This is a genomic window from Vogesella amnigena, assembly GCF_042648905.1.
GTDB classification, from domain to species: domain Bacteria; phylum Pseudomonadota; class Gammaproteobacteria; order Burkholderiales; family Chromobacteriaceae; genus Vogesella; species Vogesella amnigena.
Map to the genome: position 1 here is coordinate 1 of NZ_JBHRYH010000022.1, position 14860 is coordinate 14860.

Genomic DNA, 14860 nt, shown 5'->3' on the forward strand with positions numbered 1-14860 from the left:
GGCCAGCCAGACCAGCGGTTTGGAGTGTGCCATCTTGAACATGGCGCCGATGAGGCCCAGCACCACCGACACGGCGAGGGAGGCGATTGCCACCTGAACCGTCAGTGCGGTGCCTTCCAGGATGCTGGGCAGGTAACCCTGTAGAAACATTGTGTTGCTCCGTCAAACAGCCTTGCGGCACGAAGGCTCCGCCACAGCCGGCTGGCCATGCGGTACCCGGTAACTGGTCAGGTCGGAAAAGGTTGGCCGCACCCTGTGCGATACAGGGCCACTAACAGCGCCGATGGGCTCATTCTGCGTGGTGGGTAGAGCACGGTTCTCCTTGCGGCATGCAGGCAGCACCCGGCGGCGGGGCGACTGACACGCATGCCATTTCTCGATCGGCACCCGGCCGGTCAGCCTGTCGGCTTTGTTATTGGTGCCCGGGTGCGAGGCGATCATTTCAGCAATCGCGGCGGGCGACAATCATGGCAAGCCCTGTTTGCTGCCATGCAGCAAAACTGTCATATCACCACATTACCCTTAAAAAACAGCAAGATGCATGCTTGACGCCGACACGTTTTGACAGCGGCGGCATGCCGCATTTGTACATCGATGTCACGTTTTGGAAATTTTGCCAGACCGGAATCGCGACAAATCATCAACAAACAGTCGTTTCGCCTACAGCCTGGAGCAGCTCACCGGCGTAGAACACTTGATGCTCCGGGGGGTGTTTGCAACATGGCACCGTAGCCAGTACCGGCGGGCTTCCAAGCACGCCACAACTGTCACGGCAGGGGTTTGCCCCTAAGTGTTAGCCCTTGTTTACACGAGGCTTACAAAAAAGCTTTACTTGATTTGATAAAACCTGAAATTTAATACCATAGTCATAGGAATGCGACTATGGTTGCATCGCGATGAGTCGTGCCAGCATGCTATCAATCACATGTTGCGTCGCAGCAACGTACAAAATAGACAACAGTTAGCCAGCCCTACCAAGCAGGAACAAGAATACATCGTTAAATCAGTTGATTAATAAACTGTCAGACAGTATTCATAGACCAGACAAGGCATGACCGCGCCAGCATTCCCCAGTGATGGAATGTCGCTTTTCTGTAAAAGCATTGCGCCGAATCAAGAGTCGTGCTTAATTACCAATTCAAACGCTCGTTCGAACTCAAGCCTCGCACGGGCGTTCGCTATCTGTGCTTTTTTTAAATTTTTCATTCAACCATTTGCAGAAAGGAAGACCATGCAAATCGCTATTGCCACCGAACGGCTGGCAGGTGAAAGCCGCGTGGCCGCCACACCGGAAACGGTGAAGAAGCTCGTCGCCATGGGTCACGCCGTGGTGGTCGAGTCCGGTGCCGGGCGGCATGCCGCGGTGCCCGATGCGGCTTATGTCGAGGCCGGCGCCACCCTGGCCGCCTCGCGCGCCGAAACACTGGCCCAGGGCGACATCGTGCTCACCGTACGCCCGCTGGAGGCTGCGGCCATTGCCGAGCTGAAGGACGGCGCGGTGCTGATCGGCCAGCTGGCGCCGTACCACAACGACACCTTCCCGCTGCTGGCAGCCAAGAAGGTATCCGCCTTCGCCATGGAGCTGCTGCCGCGCACCACCCGCGCGCAGAGCATGGACGTGCTGTCCAGCCAGAACAACATCGCCGGCTACCGCGCGGTGCTGCTGGCCACCCACTACTACCCGCGCTTCATGCCGATGCTGATGACCGCCGCCGGTACGGTGAAACCGGCCCGCGTACTGATCATGGGCGTGGGCGTGGCCGGGCTGCAGGCCATCGCCACGGCCAAACGCCTGGGCGCGGTGGTGGAGGCCACCGACGTGCGACCGTCCACCAAGGAACAGGTGGAGTCGCTGGGCGGCAAGTTCATCGAGGTGCCGATGTCGGAAGAAGAACGGCTGGCCAACGACGGCGTGTACGCCAAGGAGATGTCCGACTCCTACAAGCACCGCCAGGCGGAGCTGGTGGCCAAGCATGCTCGCGCGGCCGACATCATCATCACCACCGCGCTGATTCCGGGCAAGCCGGCGCCGACGCTGATCGGCGCCGACATCGTGGCGGCCATGAAGCCGGGCAGCGTGATCATCGACATCGCGGCGGAAGCCGGCGGCAACTGCGCACTGACGCAGAGCGGCGAGGTGATCACTACCGACAATGGCGTCACCATCGTCGGTACCACCAACCTGCCGGGCCTGGTGGCGGCCGATGCCTCCAGCCTGTACGCCAAGAACCTGTTCACCTTCCTCAGCCTGATGCTGACCAAGGAAGGCTTCACCCTCAATCTGGAAGACGAGCTGCTGGCCCACACCCTGGTGACCCACGCCGGCGACGTGCGCTTCCCTGCGGCCAACGTGGCCCCGGCTGCCAAGAAGGAGACCACCCATGGTTGATCCGTTCATCTCCAGCTTCACCATCTTCGTGCTGGCGGTATTCGTCGGCTACCACGTGGTGTGGAACGTCACCCCGGCACTGCATACCCCGCTGATGGCGGTGACCAATGCCATCTCCGGCATCATCATCGTCGGCGCCATGCTGCAGGTGGTGGACATCAACGGCAGCCAGCTCACCCTCACCTCGGTGCTGGGTGCAGTCGGCATCTTCCTGGCCAGCATCAACATCTTCGGTGGCTTCATGGTCACCCAGCGCATGCTCGACATGTTCAAGAAGAAGAAAAAGTAAGGACGCGACCATGGAAAACCTCTCTGCTCTGCTTTACCTCGTCGCCGCGGTGCTGTTCATCCTGGCGCTGAAGGGCCTGTCCTCGCCGGTGTCGGCGCTGCGCGGCAACCTGTACGGCGTCATCGGCATGCTGATCGCCGTGGTCACCACCTTCCTGATCATGGATAAGCCGGTACTGCTGCTGATGCTGGGCGCCATGGCCGCCGGTGCCGTCATCGGCGGCTGGAAAGCCAAGACGGTGGAAATGACCGGCATGCCGGAACTGGTGGCGGCGATGCACTCGCTGGTGGGTCTTAGCGCGGTGCTGATCGCAGTGGCGGCCATCTTCCATACTGGCGTGGAACACACCCCGGTACAGAAGATCGAGCTGTTCATCGGTGCCTTCATCGGCGCCATCACCTTCACCGCCTCGGTAGTGGCCTACGGCAAACTGTCCGGCAAGTTCGGCGCCAAGGCGGTGAACTTCAACGGCCAGCATCTGCTGAACCTGGTGCTGGCGCTGGGCATGGTCGGCTTCGGCATCGCCTACTTCCTCAGCGATAGCCACGCCGCCTTCCTTGCGATGGTGGCCATCGCGCTGGTGCTGGGCGTGACGCTGATCATCCCCATCGGCGGTGCCGACATGCCGGTCGTGGTATCGATGCTCAACAGCTACTCCGGCTGGGCGGCGGCGGGTATCGGCTTCACGCTGAACAACCCGGTGCTGATCATTGCCGGCGCCTGCGTCGGTGCCTCCGGTGCCATCCTGTCCTACATCATGTGCAAGGCGATGAACCGTTCCATCGTCAGCGTGCTGCTGGGCGGCTTCGGTGCCGAAGTGGCCGCCGGCGGCAGCGCCAGCAGCGGGCCGAAGAACCACAAATCCGGCTCCGCCGACGACGCCGCTTTCCTGATGGGCAACGCCGACAGCGTGATCATCGTGCCCGGCTACGGCCTGGCGGTATCGCGCGCCCAGCATGCGCTGCAGGAATTCGCCGAGCTGCTGCACGAAAAGGGCGTCAACGTGCGCTACGCCATCCACCCGGTGGCGGGCCGCATGCCGGGGCATATGAACGTGCTGCTGGCGGAAGCGGAAGTGCCGTACGAACAGGTGCAGGAGATGGAGGAGATCAACTCCGACTTCTCCAACACCGACGTGGTACTGGTGATCGGCGCCAACGACGTGGTGAACCCGGCGGCGCAGAAGGACAAGGCCAGCCCGATCTACGGCATGCCGATCCTGGAAGCGCACAAGGCACGCACGGTGATTGTGGTGAAACGCTCGATGAACGCCGGCTACGCTGGCCTCGACAACGAGCTGTTCTACCTGGACAAGACCATGATGGTGTTCGGCGACGCCAAGAAGGTGGTGGAAGACCTGGTGAAAGCAGTGGCGCACTAGCCACACAGCGCAGTTTCACCTCGACAACGGCCCCGCTTGGGGCCGTTTTTGTTGGCCGCAGCAACGCTATTTGACGGTCTGTCACCGTGTTCACAATGCTTAACCATGCCGTAATTGACGATGGCATGACCGGCTGGTTACTCTTGCGCCCCGCTGCCCGTACCCGGGCAGGGAATGATCTGCGGCCTTATCAGGCCACATGTACCAGGAAACCCCATGAGCTTGCGTAACACCTCACTGCTGATTACTACCGCCCTGCTGGCCGCCTGCGCCAGCGCCACCCCGCAACCCGACGGCCTCTGGAAAAGCCACGGCCAGGATGGGAAACCACCGCTGGAGCTGGAGTTCAAGGCTGGCAGCCTGTCGGTGAGTGGTGGCTGCAACCGTCTGTTCGGTACCGCGCGGGTGGAAAACGGCGTGCTGGTGGTGGATCAGCTGGCCAGCACCATGATGGCCTGCGACCCGGTAACCATGGCGCGCGATCGCGAACTGGCGCAGCTGCTGGGCAGCCGGCCGCCGGTGCAGCGTGAAGGCGACCGCCTGCTGGTGGGCAAACCCGGGCAGCAGCTGGTACTGCAGCAGCAGGAAGACCTGTCCGCAGCTCCTACCCGGCTGATCTACGTCGCAGCCGAACGCAAGCCGTGCAGCGGCGTAGCACGGATGATGTGCCTGCAGGTACGGGAGGAAGCATCCCAGCCCTGGCAGCTGCACTACGGCGAGATCGAAGGCTTCCAACCCCAGCCCGGCATCGCCTACCGCCTGCGCATCAAGGAAGTGAAAGTGCCGAATCCGCCAGCCGATGCACCGTCGCTGCGCTGGGTGCTGGACATGGTGGTGGAGCAGCAGCTGGTACAGCCGTAAGCGCAATCCACGCCATAAAACAATGCGGCCAACCTGCAAAGGTTGGCCGCATTGTTTTATGGACCGTATAGAATCAGCGCCGCGCGATCAGCACGATACCGGCACCAATCAACAGCATGCCCAGCAGCTCGTCCTGCCGCGGCCATTCGCCCAGGCTGTAGGCAGCCATGCCCACCGCCAGCACCGGGATCACCAGCGAATTGAAACTGAGGGTGGAGGCCGGCAGGCGGCGCAGCAGCCACAGCCAGGCCAGCCAGCCCACTGCGCTGGAGAACACGCCGGAGTACACCATGCCCAGCACGAAGGCCGGTGACCAATGGATGCCGGAAAAATCGGCAAACGGCAGCAGCAGCAACATCGGCAACAACGCCACCAGCGCCTGCCAGCCGGAAAAATTCAGGCTGTCCAGCTGTCCGCGCTGGGTGGCGCGCTTGGACAGCACCGAGCCCAGCGCCCAGAACAGGCCGGCCAGCACCGCGCACAGCATCGGCAGCATGCCGCCGTGCAGCTGCCACGGCGCCACGATCAGCATCAGCCCGGCAAAGCCGGCGGCCATCGCCCACCGCGCATTCCGCGAAAACGGCTCGGCCAGCAGCCAGCGCGACAGCAACGCCACCCAGAACGGCATGGTGAACACCAGCACCGAGGTGCGCCCGGCGGCACCAGCCACCAGTGCCAGCGTTACCGCCAGGCCGTACAGAAAGTTGCTGGACAGCCCCACCTGGCAGACATCGCGCAAGCGCTGTGGACGGATACCGTGGCCGCGCGCCAGCAGCACGCCGAACAGCGTCACACTGCCGATAGCGGTGCGAATGATCAGATGGGTGATCGGCGTGGCTGCCTGCAGCGTCACCTTCATCACCACGTAGTTGTACGCCCACATGGTGACCAGCCCGGCAAACAGCGCGTAAGGCAGCCAGCGGCTGGCGGCCAGGTTGGCAGAAAGGTTGGCCGCCAGGCGGCGGGCGGGGTTGAGGGTGCTCATGTGGCGGCTCCGGTGGCGGGCATGCGCCCGATGCGATGCTCACAGTGTAGAAAGCCCGCCGTTACCACCTGCTGCGTTATCATGCACCAGACTGCAGCCAAGCTGCATTTCAATACATTTCAACGCAGGAATCCTGACATGCTGGATGCTTACGATCGCAAACTGCTGGCACTACTGCAAGAAGATGCGCGCCAGACCCACGACCAGCTGGCCGAGGCGGTAAGCCTGTCGCCCACCGCCGTCACCCGCCGCCTGAAGCGGCTGCGTAGCGAAGGCCTGATCCAGCGCGAGGTGGCACTGGTGGACCCGGCGCTGTTCGGCCGCAGCCTGCGCCTGGTGGTGAACGTGATGATGCAGCGCGCTCAGGCGCCGCTGGTGGATGCCTTCAAGGCGGCGATGGAGGCGGCGCCGGAGGTGATGGAGTGTTACAACGTCACCGGCCGCCCGGATTTCGTGCTGATCGTGCTGGTGCGCGACATGGGCGACTACGAACGCTTCGCCCGCGCCCACCTGATGAACAACCCGCACGTGCGCGAGTTCGAATCGCTGGTGGTGATCAACACCTGCAAATACCGCACTGCGGTGCCGCAGGACGACAGCGGACAGCCATGAATGCGTAGCCCGGATAAGCCGCACGCGCATCCGGGAACATTGGCACCACTCCCCGGATGCGCGTGCGGCTTATCCGGGCTACGGGAACCACCCGCAAAGCGGTCAAGCACAACAGCCATGCGGCCAACCCGCAAAGGTTGGCCGCAAGCGTATCGGGGGGCGGTTGACGCTCAGCTTTCGTGCAGCAATGCGTGCTCGATCTCGGAAAACGCGCGCGGCACGCGCAGGAAATTCAGCGAGATGCCCAGCCGGCGGGCGATGGTGGAGGTGGAGAACAGCCCGCAGATTTCCAGGTGGCCGCTGGCCTCGTTCTTTTCCACTACCAGCGCGTGCTGGCGACCTTGCTCTTTCAGCGTGGCCACGATATGGCCGACGCTGGCATGCGACACATCCGCCATGGTCAGCGCTTCCAGCCCGGCACGTGGCGTCATCACATCGGACACCAGCAGCTCCTTGCGCTGCTTGCCGCGCTCCTGGATGCACTTCACCGGACGCTCGCCCAGTACATCGCTGGCGGTAAGCAGGCCGGTAAAGGCGTCAGCGGAGTTGCTGACGAACAGCAGGCGAATACCATGGCTCACCATGCGGGCATGCGCCTCTTCCAGCGGCGCATCTTCGTGGATGCTGATCGGGTCGATGACGCGCAGATCGGTCATCACCTCGGCAGCCGGGCTATTCAGGGAAAGCGGGCGCTGCGGACGTTGTTCGACATGAATGAGGTCGGTAGTGACAGGCAGGGCGATGCCGGGCAGGGCGTGGTAATCCATGATTGGGGCTCCTGATTGCCGGGTGGCGGCCGAACGGCGGCACCCGCGTTGTACTTTTTTCCGGCCATGGGGGCGGGCCGGTTCACTGCCGGGCAGCGCGGCACACCCCTTCGCCGGCCCGACTCTTCCATCTAAGCACGCTGCGGCGCGGCTTGCAGCCATTTCGTGTAACGGTATTTACCCAAATCAACCTTTTGCTGCGGCGGCCTCCCCCTTATGGCGTATCGGCAAGCAGCAGCCCACTGATTAGACTGGGATTTTCTGCTGCGGAGTCCGCCATGCTTCCGATTACCGATTTTGCCAGCCTGCTGGCCGCCGCCCGCGCCCAGCCAGTGCCGCAGCGTCTGCTGTTTGCTTTCTGCAACCGCCGCCTGCACGACGACCATACCCCGGCCGAAGCCGAGCGCTTTGCCGCCGGCGAAGGTGGCATCCTGCTGCCGGCGCTGTGCGTGGATAAATCGGTGCTGGAACTGGGGGATTTCGCCAGCCTGGCGACGCAGGCCGACAGCCTGGATGCCAGTTGGCAGGTGGTATTCGTGGCCGCCATCGACGACAGCGGCAGCCAGGATGCCGATGCGCCGCTCAAGCGCATGGTGCAGACCATCCAGACCGGTGGCGACGTTGGCCGCTATCTGGCGTTCAATCGTCAGGGCGAGTTGCTACAGTTCCTGTAAGCAAAAAAATCCGCCCCGAAGGGCGGCGCAAGGATGGAGTATTGACGATGAAACAACCGGCTGCGCCCGCAGCCGGCGGCGGGGAGTCAGCCCGCCATCACAGCCTCGACTTCGTCGGCGGTACGGGCGATGGGCTCGCCCAGCACCCGGCTGCCAGTGCTGGTAACCAGCACGTCATCCTCGATGCGGATGCCGCCGAAGTCGCGGTATTCGTTGAATTTCGCATAGTTGATCAGCCCGGCGTGGCGGCCTTCTGCCTGCCAGGCGGCGATCAGCGCCGGGATGAAATAGATGCCCGGCTCCACGGTAATCACCATGCCAGCCTTGAGCGACTTGCCGAGGCGTAGATAGCCCAGGCCGAACAGCGGACTGCGCACCACTTCGTCGCCATAGCCCACCAGATCCTCGCCCAGGCCTTCCATGTCGTGCACGTCCATGCCGATCTGGTGCCCCAGGCCATGCGGGAAGGCAATGGCGTAGGCGCCACTGTCCACGATCTCGTCGGCATCGCCACTAAAGAAGCCCAGCGCCGTCATGCGCTGCACCATGACCTTTGCGGCCAACTTGTGGATGTCCAGGTAGCGCACACCAGGACGCACCGCATCGATGGCGGCCTGCTGCATCGCCAGCACGGTATCGTACAGTTCGCGCTGGCGCGGGCTGAACTTGCCGCCCACCGGAATGGTACGGGTGATGTCGCTGGCGTAGCCGCCGGCGGAGTTGGCGCCGGTGTCGTTAACCACCAGGTCGCCGGCTTGCAGCAGCTGGTCGTGATGATGGTTGTGCAGCACCTCGCCACGGCGCGAAAAGATGCTGGGGTAGGCCAGTTGCAGGTCATGGCGGCGCACGATGCCTTCCATTTCGCCGACAACAGCATGCTCCACCACCCCCGGTTTGGCGGCGCGCATGGCGGCCAGGTGCATGTCGCGGGTGATGCGCAGCGCCGCTTCCATCTCGGCAATCTCTTCCTCGCCCTTGATCTCGCGCAGGCTCACCACGGCACGGGTCAGCGCGGTGCTGTAGCCGGCGCGGGCGGCATCCGGGTCACGGCGCAGCAGGCGCGCCAGCTCCAGCACGCTCTCGCCACGGTAGGGCTGCAGGTAATGCACCACTCGGCCGGCGGCCTGCGCGGTGGCCAGCACATCTGCCAGCGCGGCATACGGCTGGCTGCGGCCAACCTTTACCTGCGCGGCACGCTCGGCCAGTGTCGGCAGCTCGCCGGTCCACACGATGTCGGCCACCTCCGGATCATTGCCGAACAGCGTGGTGTCGCCAGTAGCGGTATCGATCACCCCAGCCAGACCCGGCTCGTTCAGCCCGAAAAAGTAGCGAAACGAGCTGTCCTGCACGAAGGGGAAGATGTTGTCGCGATAGTTCATCGGCGAATCAACATTGCCCAGCAGCAGCAACAGGCTGTCCGGCAGCAGCGCAGCCAGACGCTGGCGGCGTTGCAGATAGATATCAGGCTGGAACATGGCGGCTTCCTCGGTGGGCGGGAAAGAGCGCATTTTTGTATACAATCGCCCATCTTGTATAGCAAAACCCCGCCAGGTCCGGGCAGACGCGGCGGAGGTGTGGTGATTCTGTTGCAGCAGCTGGGCAGCTGTTCGTTTAACGAACTTCTGCTGCGGCTTTCACTCTGCGGCCAACCCTGGGCTGCCAGCGCAGGATCAGCCCGGCAGCCACGCCGGCCAGCAGCGCCCACAGCGGCGCGCCGATGCCGGCGATGGTAACGCCGGATGCCGCCACCACGAAGGTGAGCAGCGCGGCTTCGCGGTGGGTGTCATTGGTCAGCGCGGCGGTCAGCGACGAGGCCAGGGTGCCGAACAGCGCCAGCGCTGCCGCCGCCATCACCAGCGCCTTGGGCAGGATCAGCAGCACGGCCACCAGTGCGCCGCCCAGCAAGGCCACCAGCAAATAGCATACCGCCGCCACCATGCCGGCCTTCCAGCGCTGCGCGCGCTCCGGATGCGCCTCCGGGCCGGTACACATCGCGGCGGTAATCGCCGCCAGCACCACGCCATGGCAACCGAACGGCGCCAGCAGGGTGGAAACCGCGCCCAGCACGCTTACCGGCACCCGCGCCGGGATGTCGTAGCCGTCATTCTTCAGCACCGCCATACCCGGCAGGAACTGCCCGGTCAGCGCTACCAGCGCCAGCGGCAGGGCGATGTTGGTGATGCCAGCCAGGCTGAACACCGGCGTGGTCCACAGCGGGCCGCTGGCACCACTCACCAGGCTGGGCGCTGCCACGAAGCCGCCCTGCAGCAGCAACAGACCGCAACCCAGCAGCAGCGCACCCATCAGCGCGTAGCGCGGCCACAGCCGGCGGCCAATAAAGAAGGCGATGGCCATCGGCAGCACCAGCGCGGTCTGATCACGCATTGCCGGTACCAGCTCCACCACGAAGCGGAACAGGATGCCGGCCAGCAGCCCTGCGGCCAACGCCGGCGGGAAGCGCTTCATCAGCGCGTCGAACGCGCCGGTGACGCCGATCAGCCACACCGACAGACCAGCCAGCAGGAAGCCACCCACCGCCTCCGGGTAGCTGACTGTGGGCAGCGCCGCCAGCAGCACCGCTGCGCCCGGCGTGGACCAGGCGGTGATGATGGGCATGCGCCATTTCCACGACAGCCACAGCCCGGCAATGCCGGAGCCGAACGATACCGCCCACATCCACGATGCCAGCTCTGCCGGGCTGAGCCCGGCCTGCTGCGCGGCGTGGACGATGATTAAAAAAGGGCCGGTGTAGCCCACCGCAATGGTGAGTACACCGGCGATCAGGGTAGAGGGAGGCAGCTGCTTGAGCATGGTGGGGGCCGAAATGTTGGCCGCAGAAGCGGCGAATGGTCACAGCATAGGGGCAAGCGCCGTGGTGCGCCTGCCACAACCGGCTATAACAGGCTGGCACTGTTATGCCCTGTTATATATAACAGCAGGATGACTAGCTCCCACCTGCCCCGCTACCAGCAGATCGCCGCCGAGTTGGCCGCACAGCTGGACAATGGCGACTACCCGCCCGGCAGCCGCCTGCCGGCGGTGCGCCAGCTGGCCGCCCGCCATGGCGTCAACAATCTCACCGCGCTGGCCGCCTACCGGCTGCTGGAACAGCAGCACAAGGTTGAAGCCCGCGCGCGCGCCGGCTTTTTTGCACCGCAGCCAATCGGCCAATCCACCACCAGCCATGCCAGCGCACAGCCGCTGCCCTCCGCCGCCGCGCTGGTGGACCTCAACAGCCGCATGTCCACCCTGCTGCTGCTGGCCGATGACCGCATCCCGCTGCAGCTGCACATGGCCGAGGCGGCACCGGCGCTGTATCCGTCCAGCGAGCTGGCGCGACGGCTGCAGCAGACACTGGCGCGCCAGCCGGAGCTGATCGGCGCCCACCTGCCGGGCAACACCCAGCGCCGGCTCACCATCGCGCTGCAGCAGCTGGCCCAGCAACGCGGTATGGCGCTGCGTGCCGACGGCATCCTGCCCTGCCACGGCATTACCGAAGGCATCAGCCTGGCGCTGCGCCACCTCACCCGCCCCGGCGACACCGTGGCGGTGGAAACCCCGGTGTATTTCGGCCTGCTACAAACGCTGCAGGGGCTGGGGTTGAAAGCGCTGGAGATTCCATGCACGCCGGACCAGGGTATCTCGCTACCGGCGCTGGAGTTTGCGCTGCGCCACGGACCGCCAGTGCGGTGCCTGGTGTGCGTACCGAACTTCCAGAACCCCACCGGCGGGCTGATGCCGGACGACAGTAAGCGCGCGCTGCTGCAGCTGGCACGCCGCCACGACATCAGCATCATTGAGGATGACGTGTTCGGCGACCTGTATTACGGCAACGAGCGCCCTACGCCGATCAAGGCCTGGGATCGTGATGGCGAGGTGATCTACTGCTCGTCGTTTACCAAGAGCTACGCGCCATCGTTCCGCCTAGGCTGGGTTGCCGGCGGCCGCCACCACGAGGCGCTGGCGCGACTGCAGGCCAGCAGCACGCTGGCGGTGTCGCCGCTGCTGCAGGCGGTATTGGCCGACGTACTGGAGAGCGGCGATTACCAGCGCACCAGCCAGCGCATCCGCCAGCAGTTGGCCGCACAGATGCATGCCACCGCCGATGCGGTGCTGCGTCACTTCCCCAGGGGCACGCGCGTGCGCAAGCCCCTGGGTGGCATGCTGCTGTGGGTGGAATGCCCGGAAGGCAGCGATACCAATCAGTTGCTGCAGCAGGCGCTGCATGAGGGCATCAGCTTTGCCCCTGGCCTGGTGTTTTCCGCCGAGCCACGCTTCGGCCACTGCCTGCGCATCAGCTGCGGCCAACCTTTCACCCCGCAGCTTGATGCCGCGCTGACCACGCTGGGGAGGCTGCTTTCGATACAGCTTGTCTATTGAAAGCGATGTCCCGTCTGCCAGCATTGCAATCCGCACAGCGGTGATACACTGACAGACCACGTCATTCAGCACGCGAACATCATGAGATCTGCCCAGAGCCTGCCGCCCGATGCCCTGCTCGCCTTCGATGCCCTGGCCCGCTGCCTCAGCTTTACCGCTGCCGCCAACGACCTTGGCTGTGCCAAGAGCCGCGTCAGCCAGCTGGTGAAGGAACTGGAACAGGAACTGGGCACCGTACTGGTACTGCGCAACACCCGCCGCGTGGTGTTGACCGAAAGCGGTCAGCGCCTGGCCGCGCATGCTGCCAAGCTGCGCTTGCTGCTGGCCGGCATCCGCACCGACATCGAAGAGAGCAAGGACAAGGTAGAGGGCCTGCTGCGCATCGGCTGTTCCGCCGGCCTGGCGCAGGAACTGGTAGGCCCGCTGCTGGGCGGGCTGATCGCCGACTACCCGGAGCTGCAGGTGGAACTGCAAGTGGAAAACCGCGTGGTGGACCCGGTAAGCGAAGGGCTGGATTTCAGCTTCCGCACCCGCAATGTACACGACGACCGCCTGGTGGCACGCCCGGTGGGCCTGGTATGGGAAAAGCTGTACGCCGCGCCGGCGTACCTGGCGCGCCAGGGCACACCACAAACCCCGGAGCAACTGCCGCAGCACCAGCTGATCAGCAACCGCTACTACACCGACAGCGGCCGTGAATGGCGGCTGGAATACCGCGACCAGCCACTCACCCTCAAGCTGCGTCCCAGCCTGGTAGTGGACCACTACGCGGTGGTCTCCAACATCCTGCAGGAGGGCCACGGCATCGGCCTGTTGCCCAGCTACATGGGGCAACCACTGGTGGAAAAAGGGCTGCTGGCCGAAGTATTGCCGGAGTGGCGAGCCGCCGGCTGGCCGGTATTTCTGGTGTTCGCCTACCACCAGCCGCTGCCGCGCAAATATCAGGCGTTCATGAGCTACATCGTGCCGCGGCTGCAGACCGCGCTGGCCAGCGTTTGACCCAAGCCAAGGCCCGGCCACAACCTCGCTGCTACAGTCTGCGCTTTCAGTATTCGCGGAGCGCAGCATGATGGAGCATGTGGACATCTTTATCGTTGGCGGCGGCATGGTCGGTACCGCCATCGCGGCACGGCTGGGTGGCAGCGGCTTGCGCATCGCGGTACTGGAGCAAACCCCGCCAGCGGCGTTCGATGCCGCCAGCGCGCCGGATCTGCGGGTATCCGCGCTCAGCCCCGCCTCCATCCGCTTGCTGCAGGACATCGGTGCCTGGCAACACATCAGCGCCATGCGCACCGCGCCCTACCAGCGCATGCAGGTATGGGAGCAGAAGCTGGAAGATGGCACCCTGTTCGATGCCTCCGAGATCGGTGCGGCCAACCTCGGCCACATCGTGGAAAACCGCATCGTGCAACTGGGCTGCACCGCGGCATTAGCGACGCACGACAATATCGAGCTGATTTGCCCGGACGAAATCCGTGATCTGCAGATCCGCGACGGCATCAGCCAGCTGACACTGAAAAGTGGCCGCAGCTTCACTACCCGGCTGCTGATCGGTGCCGATGGCGCCCGCTCCCGCGTGCGGGAGGCCGCCGCCATTGGCCTCAACAGTCATGAATACCCGATGCACGCCTTTGTTGCTACTGTCGCCATCCACGGCGGCGAGCGCGACATCACCTGGCAACGCTTCACGCCGGAAGGCCCGCAATCGTTGCTGCCATTGCCCGGCGACTATGCTTCCCTGGTGTGGTACCGCCCGGCCGCGCTGGTTCAGCAGCTGCAGCAACTGGACGATGCCACGCTGATCGCGGCCTTCCGCGCCGAATTCCCCGACAAACTGCCCGACATCAGCGCGATCGTGTCACGCGGCAGCTTCCCGCTGATCCGCCGCCATGCACAGGACTACGTGCGCAACGGCATCGCGCTGGCCGGTGATGCCGCCCATACCATCCACCCGCTGGCTGGCCAGGGCGTCAACCTCGGCTTCCAGGACGTGGCGGCGCTATGCGAGGTGCTGCTGGCTGCACAGCAGCATGGCGAGGACATCGGCAGCCTGCCGGTGCTGCGCCGTTACCAGCGCCGCCGCGAACTGGCCAACCACGCCATGCAGCGGTTGATGGATCTGTTCTGCTACGGCTTCAGCAATGACATCGCCCCGCTACGCTTCGCCCGCAATCTTGGCTTGAAACTGGCCAACCGCGGCGGGCCGCTGAAGAAGGAAGTAGTCCGCTACGCGCTGGGCCTGCATACGCCGGAGCAGCTGTTGGCGCCACCTTTGCGGCTGTTCGCTGCACGTTAACTACAGATAGTGAAAATACCAAAGCCCGCATGCGCGGGCTTTTTGCTTGATCGCGTTTCAGTGTGCGGCCAACGTTGGCCACAGGGGGCGGTCAGGCAGGCATGCGCCTGGTGTGCAGGCTACAAAGCACAAAGCCCAGCTCGTCTGAGCTGGGCTTCTTGTGGGGGAGTCTGGCGGTGTCCTACTTTCACACGGGTATCCGCACTATCATCGGCGCTGAGGCGTT

The 14860-nt window shown here is 64.2% G+C and carries 14 protein-coding genes; 10 read left to right on the forward strand and 4 right to left on the reverse strand.

Translation table 11 applies throughout. The features are described 5' to 3' along the window. The first annotated feature begins 366 nt into the window (after positions 1–366). The 5 genes from ACFOKJ_RS11535 to ACFOKJ_RS11555 all read left to right on the forward strand — a co-directional run bounded on the left by ACFOKJ_RS11535 (position 367) and on the right by ACFOKJ_RS11555 (position 4920). Positions 367–549, forward strand: coding sequence for a hypothetical protein (locus tag ACFOKJ_RS11535; protein WP_390279710.1), 183 nt, complete (start codon positions 367–369; stop codon positions 547–549). A 682-nt stretch (positions 550–1231) separates the two neighbouring features. Continuing rightward, positions 1232–2389, forward strand: coding sequence for a Re/Si-specific NAD(P)(+) transhydrogenase subunit alpha (locus ACFOKJ_RS11540; RefSeq protein ID WP_390279712.1), 1158 nt, complete (start codon positions 1232–1234; stop codon positions 2387–2389). Continuing rightward, complete coding sequence (locus ACFOKJ_RS11545) at positions 2382–2678, forward strand: proton-translocating transhydrogenase family protein (RefSeq protein WP_390279714.1); 297 nt, start codon at positions 2382–2384, stop codon at positions 2676–2678. Before ACFOKJ_RS11540 ends, ACFOKJ_RS11545 begins: the two co-directional genes overlap by 8 nt. A 10-nt stretch (positions 2679–2688) precedes the next feature. Further along, entirely contained in the window at positions 2689–4059 is a 1371-nt protein-coding gene (locus ACFOKJ_RS11550; protein ID WP_390279716.1) for an NAD(P)(+) transhydrogenase (Re/Si-specific) subunit beta, read from the forward strand. A gap of 216 nt (positions 4060–4275) precedes the next feature. Further along, entirely contained in the window at positions 4276–4920 is a 645-nt protein-coding gene (locus ACFOKJ_RS11555) for a DUF4377 domain-containing protein (protein WP_390279718.1), read from the forward strand. A gap of 73 nt (positions 4921–4993) precedes the next feature. Here the strand turns inward: ACFOKJ_RS11555 and ACFOKJ_RS11560 are convergent, their stop codons facing one another. Further along, the gene (locus ACFOKJ_RS11560) at positions 4994–5905 is read right to left on the reverse strand and encodes a DMT family transporter (RefSeq protein WP_390279720.1); all 912 of its coding nucleotides are present in this window, start codon (positions 5903–5905) and stop codon (positions 4994–4996) included. Positions 5906–6043: 138 nt separating this feature from the next. Between ACFOKJ_RS11560 and ACFOKJ_RS11565 the strand changes: the two genes are divergently transcribed. After that, positions 6044–6517 (forward strand): Lrp/AsnC family transcriptional regulator, encoded by a 474-nt coding sequence (locus tag ACFOKJ_RS11565; protein WP_390279722.1) that lies wholly within the window; start codon positions 6044–6046, stop codon positions 6515–6517. A gap of 170 nt (positions 6518–6687) precedes the next feature. Here ACFOKJ_RS11565 and ACFOKJ_RS11570 read toward each other — a convergent pair whose 3' ends face one another. Further along, entirely contained in the window at positions 6688–7284 is a 597-nt protein-coding gene (locus ACFOKJ_RS11570) for a CBS domain-containing protein (protein WP_390279724.1), read from the reverse strand. Positions 7285–7562: 278 nt separating this feature from the next. Here ACFOKJ_RS11570 and ACFOKJ_RS11575 point away from each other — a divergent pair, with 278 nt between their 5' ends. Continuing rightward, on the forward strand, positions 7563–7958 hold the full coding sequence (locus tag ACFOKJ_RS11575) for a ribonucleotide reductase subunit alpha (RefSeq protein WP_390279726.1): 396 nt from the start codon (positions 7563–7565) through the stop codon (positions 7956–7958). Between the two features lie 86 nt (positions 7959–8044). On the opposite strand, the gene ACFOKJ_RS11580 is transcribed toward ACFOKJ_RS11575, so the two are convergent. Both ACFOKJ_RS11580 and ACFOKJ_RS11585 read right to left on the reverse strand, forming a co-directional pair. Next, a complete protein-coding gene (locus ACFOKJ_RS11580; protein ID WP_390279728.1) occupies positions 8045–9433 on the reverse strand; it encodes an aminopeptidase P family protein in 1389 nt (462 codons plus the stop codon). A gap of 136 nt (positions 9434–9569) precedes the next feature. Then, positions 9570–10769, reverse strand: coding sequence for a benzoate/H(+) symporter BenE family transporter (locus ACFOKJ_RS11585; protein ID WP_390279730.1), 1200 nt, complete (start codon positions 10767–10769; stop codon positions 9570–9572). A 129-nt stretch (positions 10770–10898) separates the two neighbouring features. Between ACFOKJ_RS11585 and ACFOKJ_RS11590 the strand changes: the two genes are divergently transcribed. The 3 genes from ACFOKJ_RS11590 (at position 10899) to ACFOKJ_RS11600 (ending at position 14634) form a co-directional block, all read left to right on the forward strand. Beyond that, on the forward strand, positions 10899–12338 hold the full coding sequence (locus tag ACFOKJ_RS11590; protein ID WP_390279732.1) for an aminotransferase-like domain-containing protein: 1440 nt from the start codon (positions 10899–10901) through the stop codon (positions 12336–12338). Between the two features lie 81 nt (positions 12339–12419). After that, positions 12420–13337 carry a LysR family transcriptional regulator gene (locus ACFOKJ_RS11595; RefSeq protein ID WP_390279734.1) on the forward strand — a complete coding sequence of 306 codons (918 nt, stop codon included), beginning with the start codon at positions 12420–12422 and terminating at the stop codon, positions 13335–13337. Positions 13338–13404: 67 nt separating this feature from the next. After that, positions 13405–14634: an FAD-dependent monooxygenase gene (locus ACFOKJ_RS11600; protein WP_390279736.1), complete on the forward strand. Its 1230-nt coding sequence runs from the start codon at positions 13405–13407 to the stop codon at positions 14632–14634. The last annotated feature ends 226 nt before the right edge of the window (positions 14635–14860 follow it).

Coding starts and splice junctions, on each gene's coding strand:
- ACFOKJ_RS11535 (WP_390279710.1), top strand. CDS start 367: ATGCCATTTCTCGATCGGCACCCGGCCGGTCAGCCTGTCGGCTTTGTT.
- ACFOKJ_RS11540 (WP_390279712.1), top strand. CDS start 1,232: ATGCAAATCGCTATTGCCACCGAACGGCTGGCAGGTGAAAGCCGCGTG.
- ACFOKJ_RS11545 (WP_390279714.1), top strand. CDS start 2,382: ATGGTTGATCCGTTCATCTCCAGCTTCACCATCTTCGTGCTGGCGGTA.
- ACFOKJ_RS11550 (WP_390279716.1), top strand. CDS start 2,689: ATGGAAAACCTCTCTGCTCTGCTTTACCTCGTCGCCGCGGTGCTGTTC.
- ACFOKJ_RS11555 (WP_390279718.1), top strand. CDS start 4,276: ATGAGCTTGCGTAACACCTCACTGCTGATTACTACCGCCCTGCTGGCC.
- ACFOKJ_RS11560 (WP_390279720.1), bottom strand. CDS start 5,905: ATGAGCACCCTCAACCCCGCCCGCCGCCTGGCGGCCAACCTTTCTGCC.
- ACFOKJ_RS11565 (WP_390279722.1), top strand. CDS start 6,044: ATGCTGGATGCTTACGATCGCAAACTGCTGGCACTACTGCAAGAAGAT.
- ACFOKJ_RS11570 (WP_390279724.1), bottom strand. CDS start 7,284: ATGGATTACCACGCCCTGCCCGGCATCGCCCTGCCTGTCACTACCGAC.
- ACFOKJ_RS11575 (WP_390279726.1), top strand. CDS start 7,563: ATGCTTCCGATTACCGATTTTGCCAGCCTGCTGGCCGCCGCCCGCGCC.
- ACFOKJ_RS11580 (WP_390279728.1), bottom strand. CDS start 9,433: ATGTTCCAGCCTGATATCTATCTGCAACGCCGCCAGCGTCTGGCTGCG.
- ACFOKJ_RS11585 (WP_390279730.1), bottom strand. CDS start 10,769: ATGCTCAAGCAGCTGCCTCCCTCTACCCTGATCGCCGGTGTACTCACC.
- ACFOKJ_RS11590 (WP_390279732.1), top strand. CDS start 10,899: ATGACTAGCTCCCACCTGCCCCGCTACCAGCAGATCGCCGCCGAGTTG.
- ACFOKJ_RS11595 (WP_390279734.1), top strand. CDS start 12,420: ATGAGATCTGCCCAGAGCCTGCCGCCCGATGCCCTGCTCGCCTTCGAT.
- ACFOKJ_RS11600 (WP_390279736.1), top strand. CDS start 13,405: ATGATGGAGCATGTGGACATCTTTATCGTTGGCGGCGGCATGGTCGGT.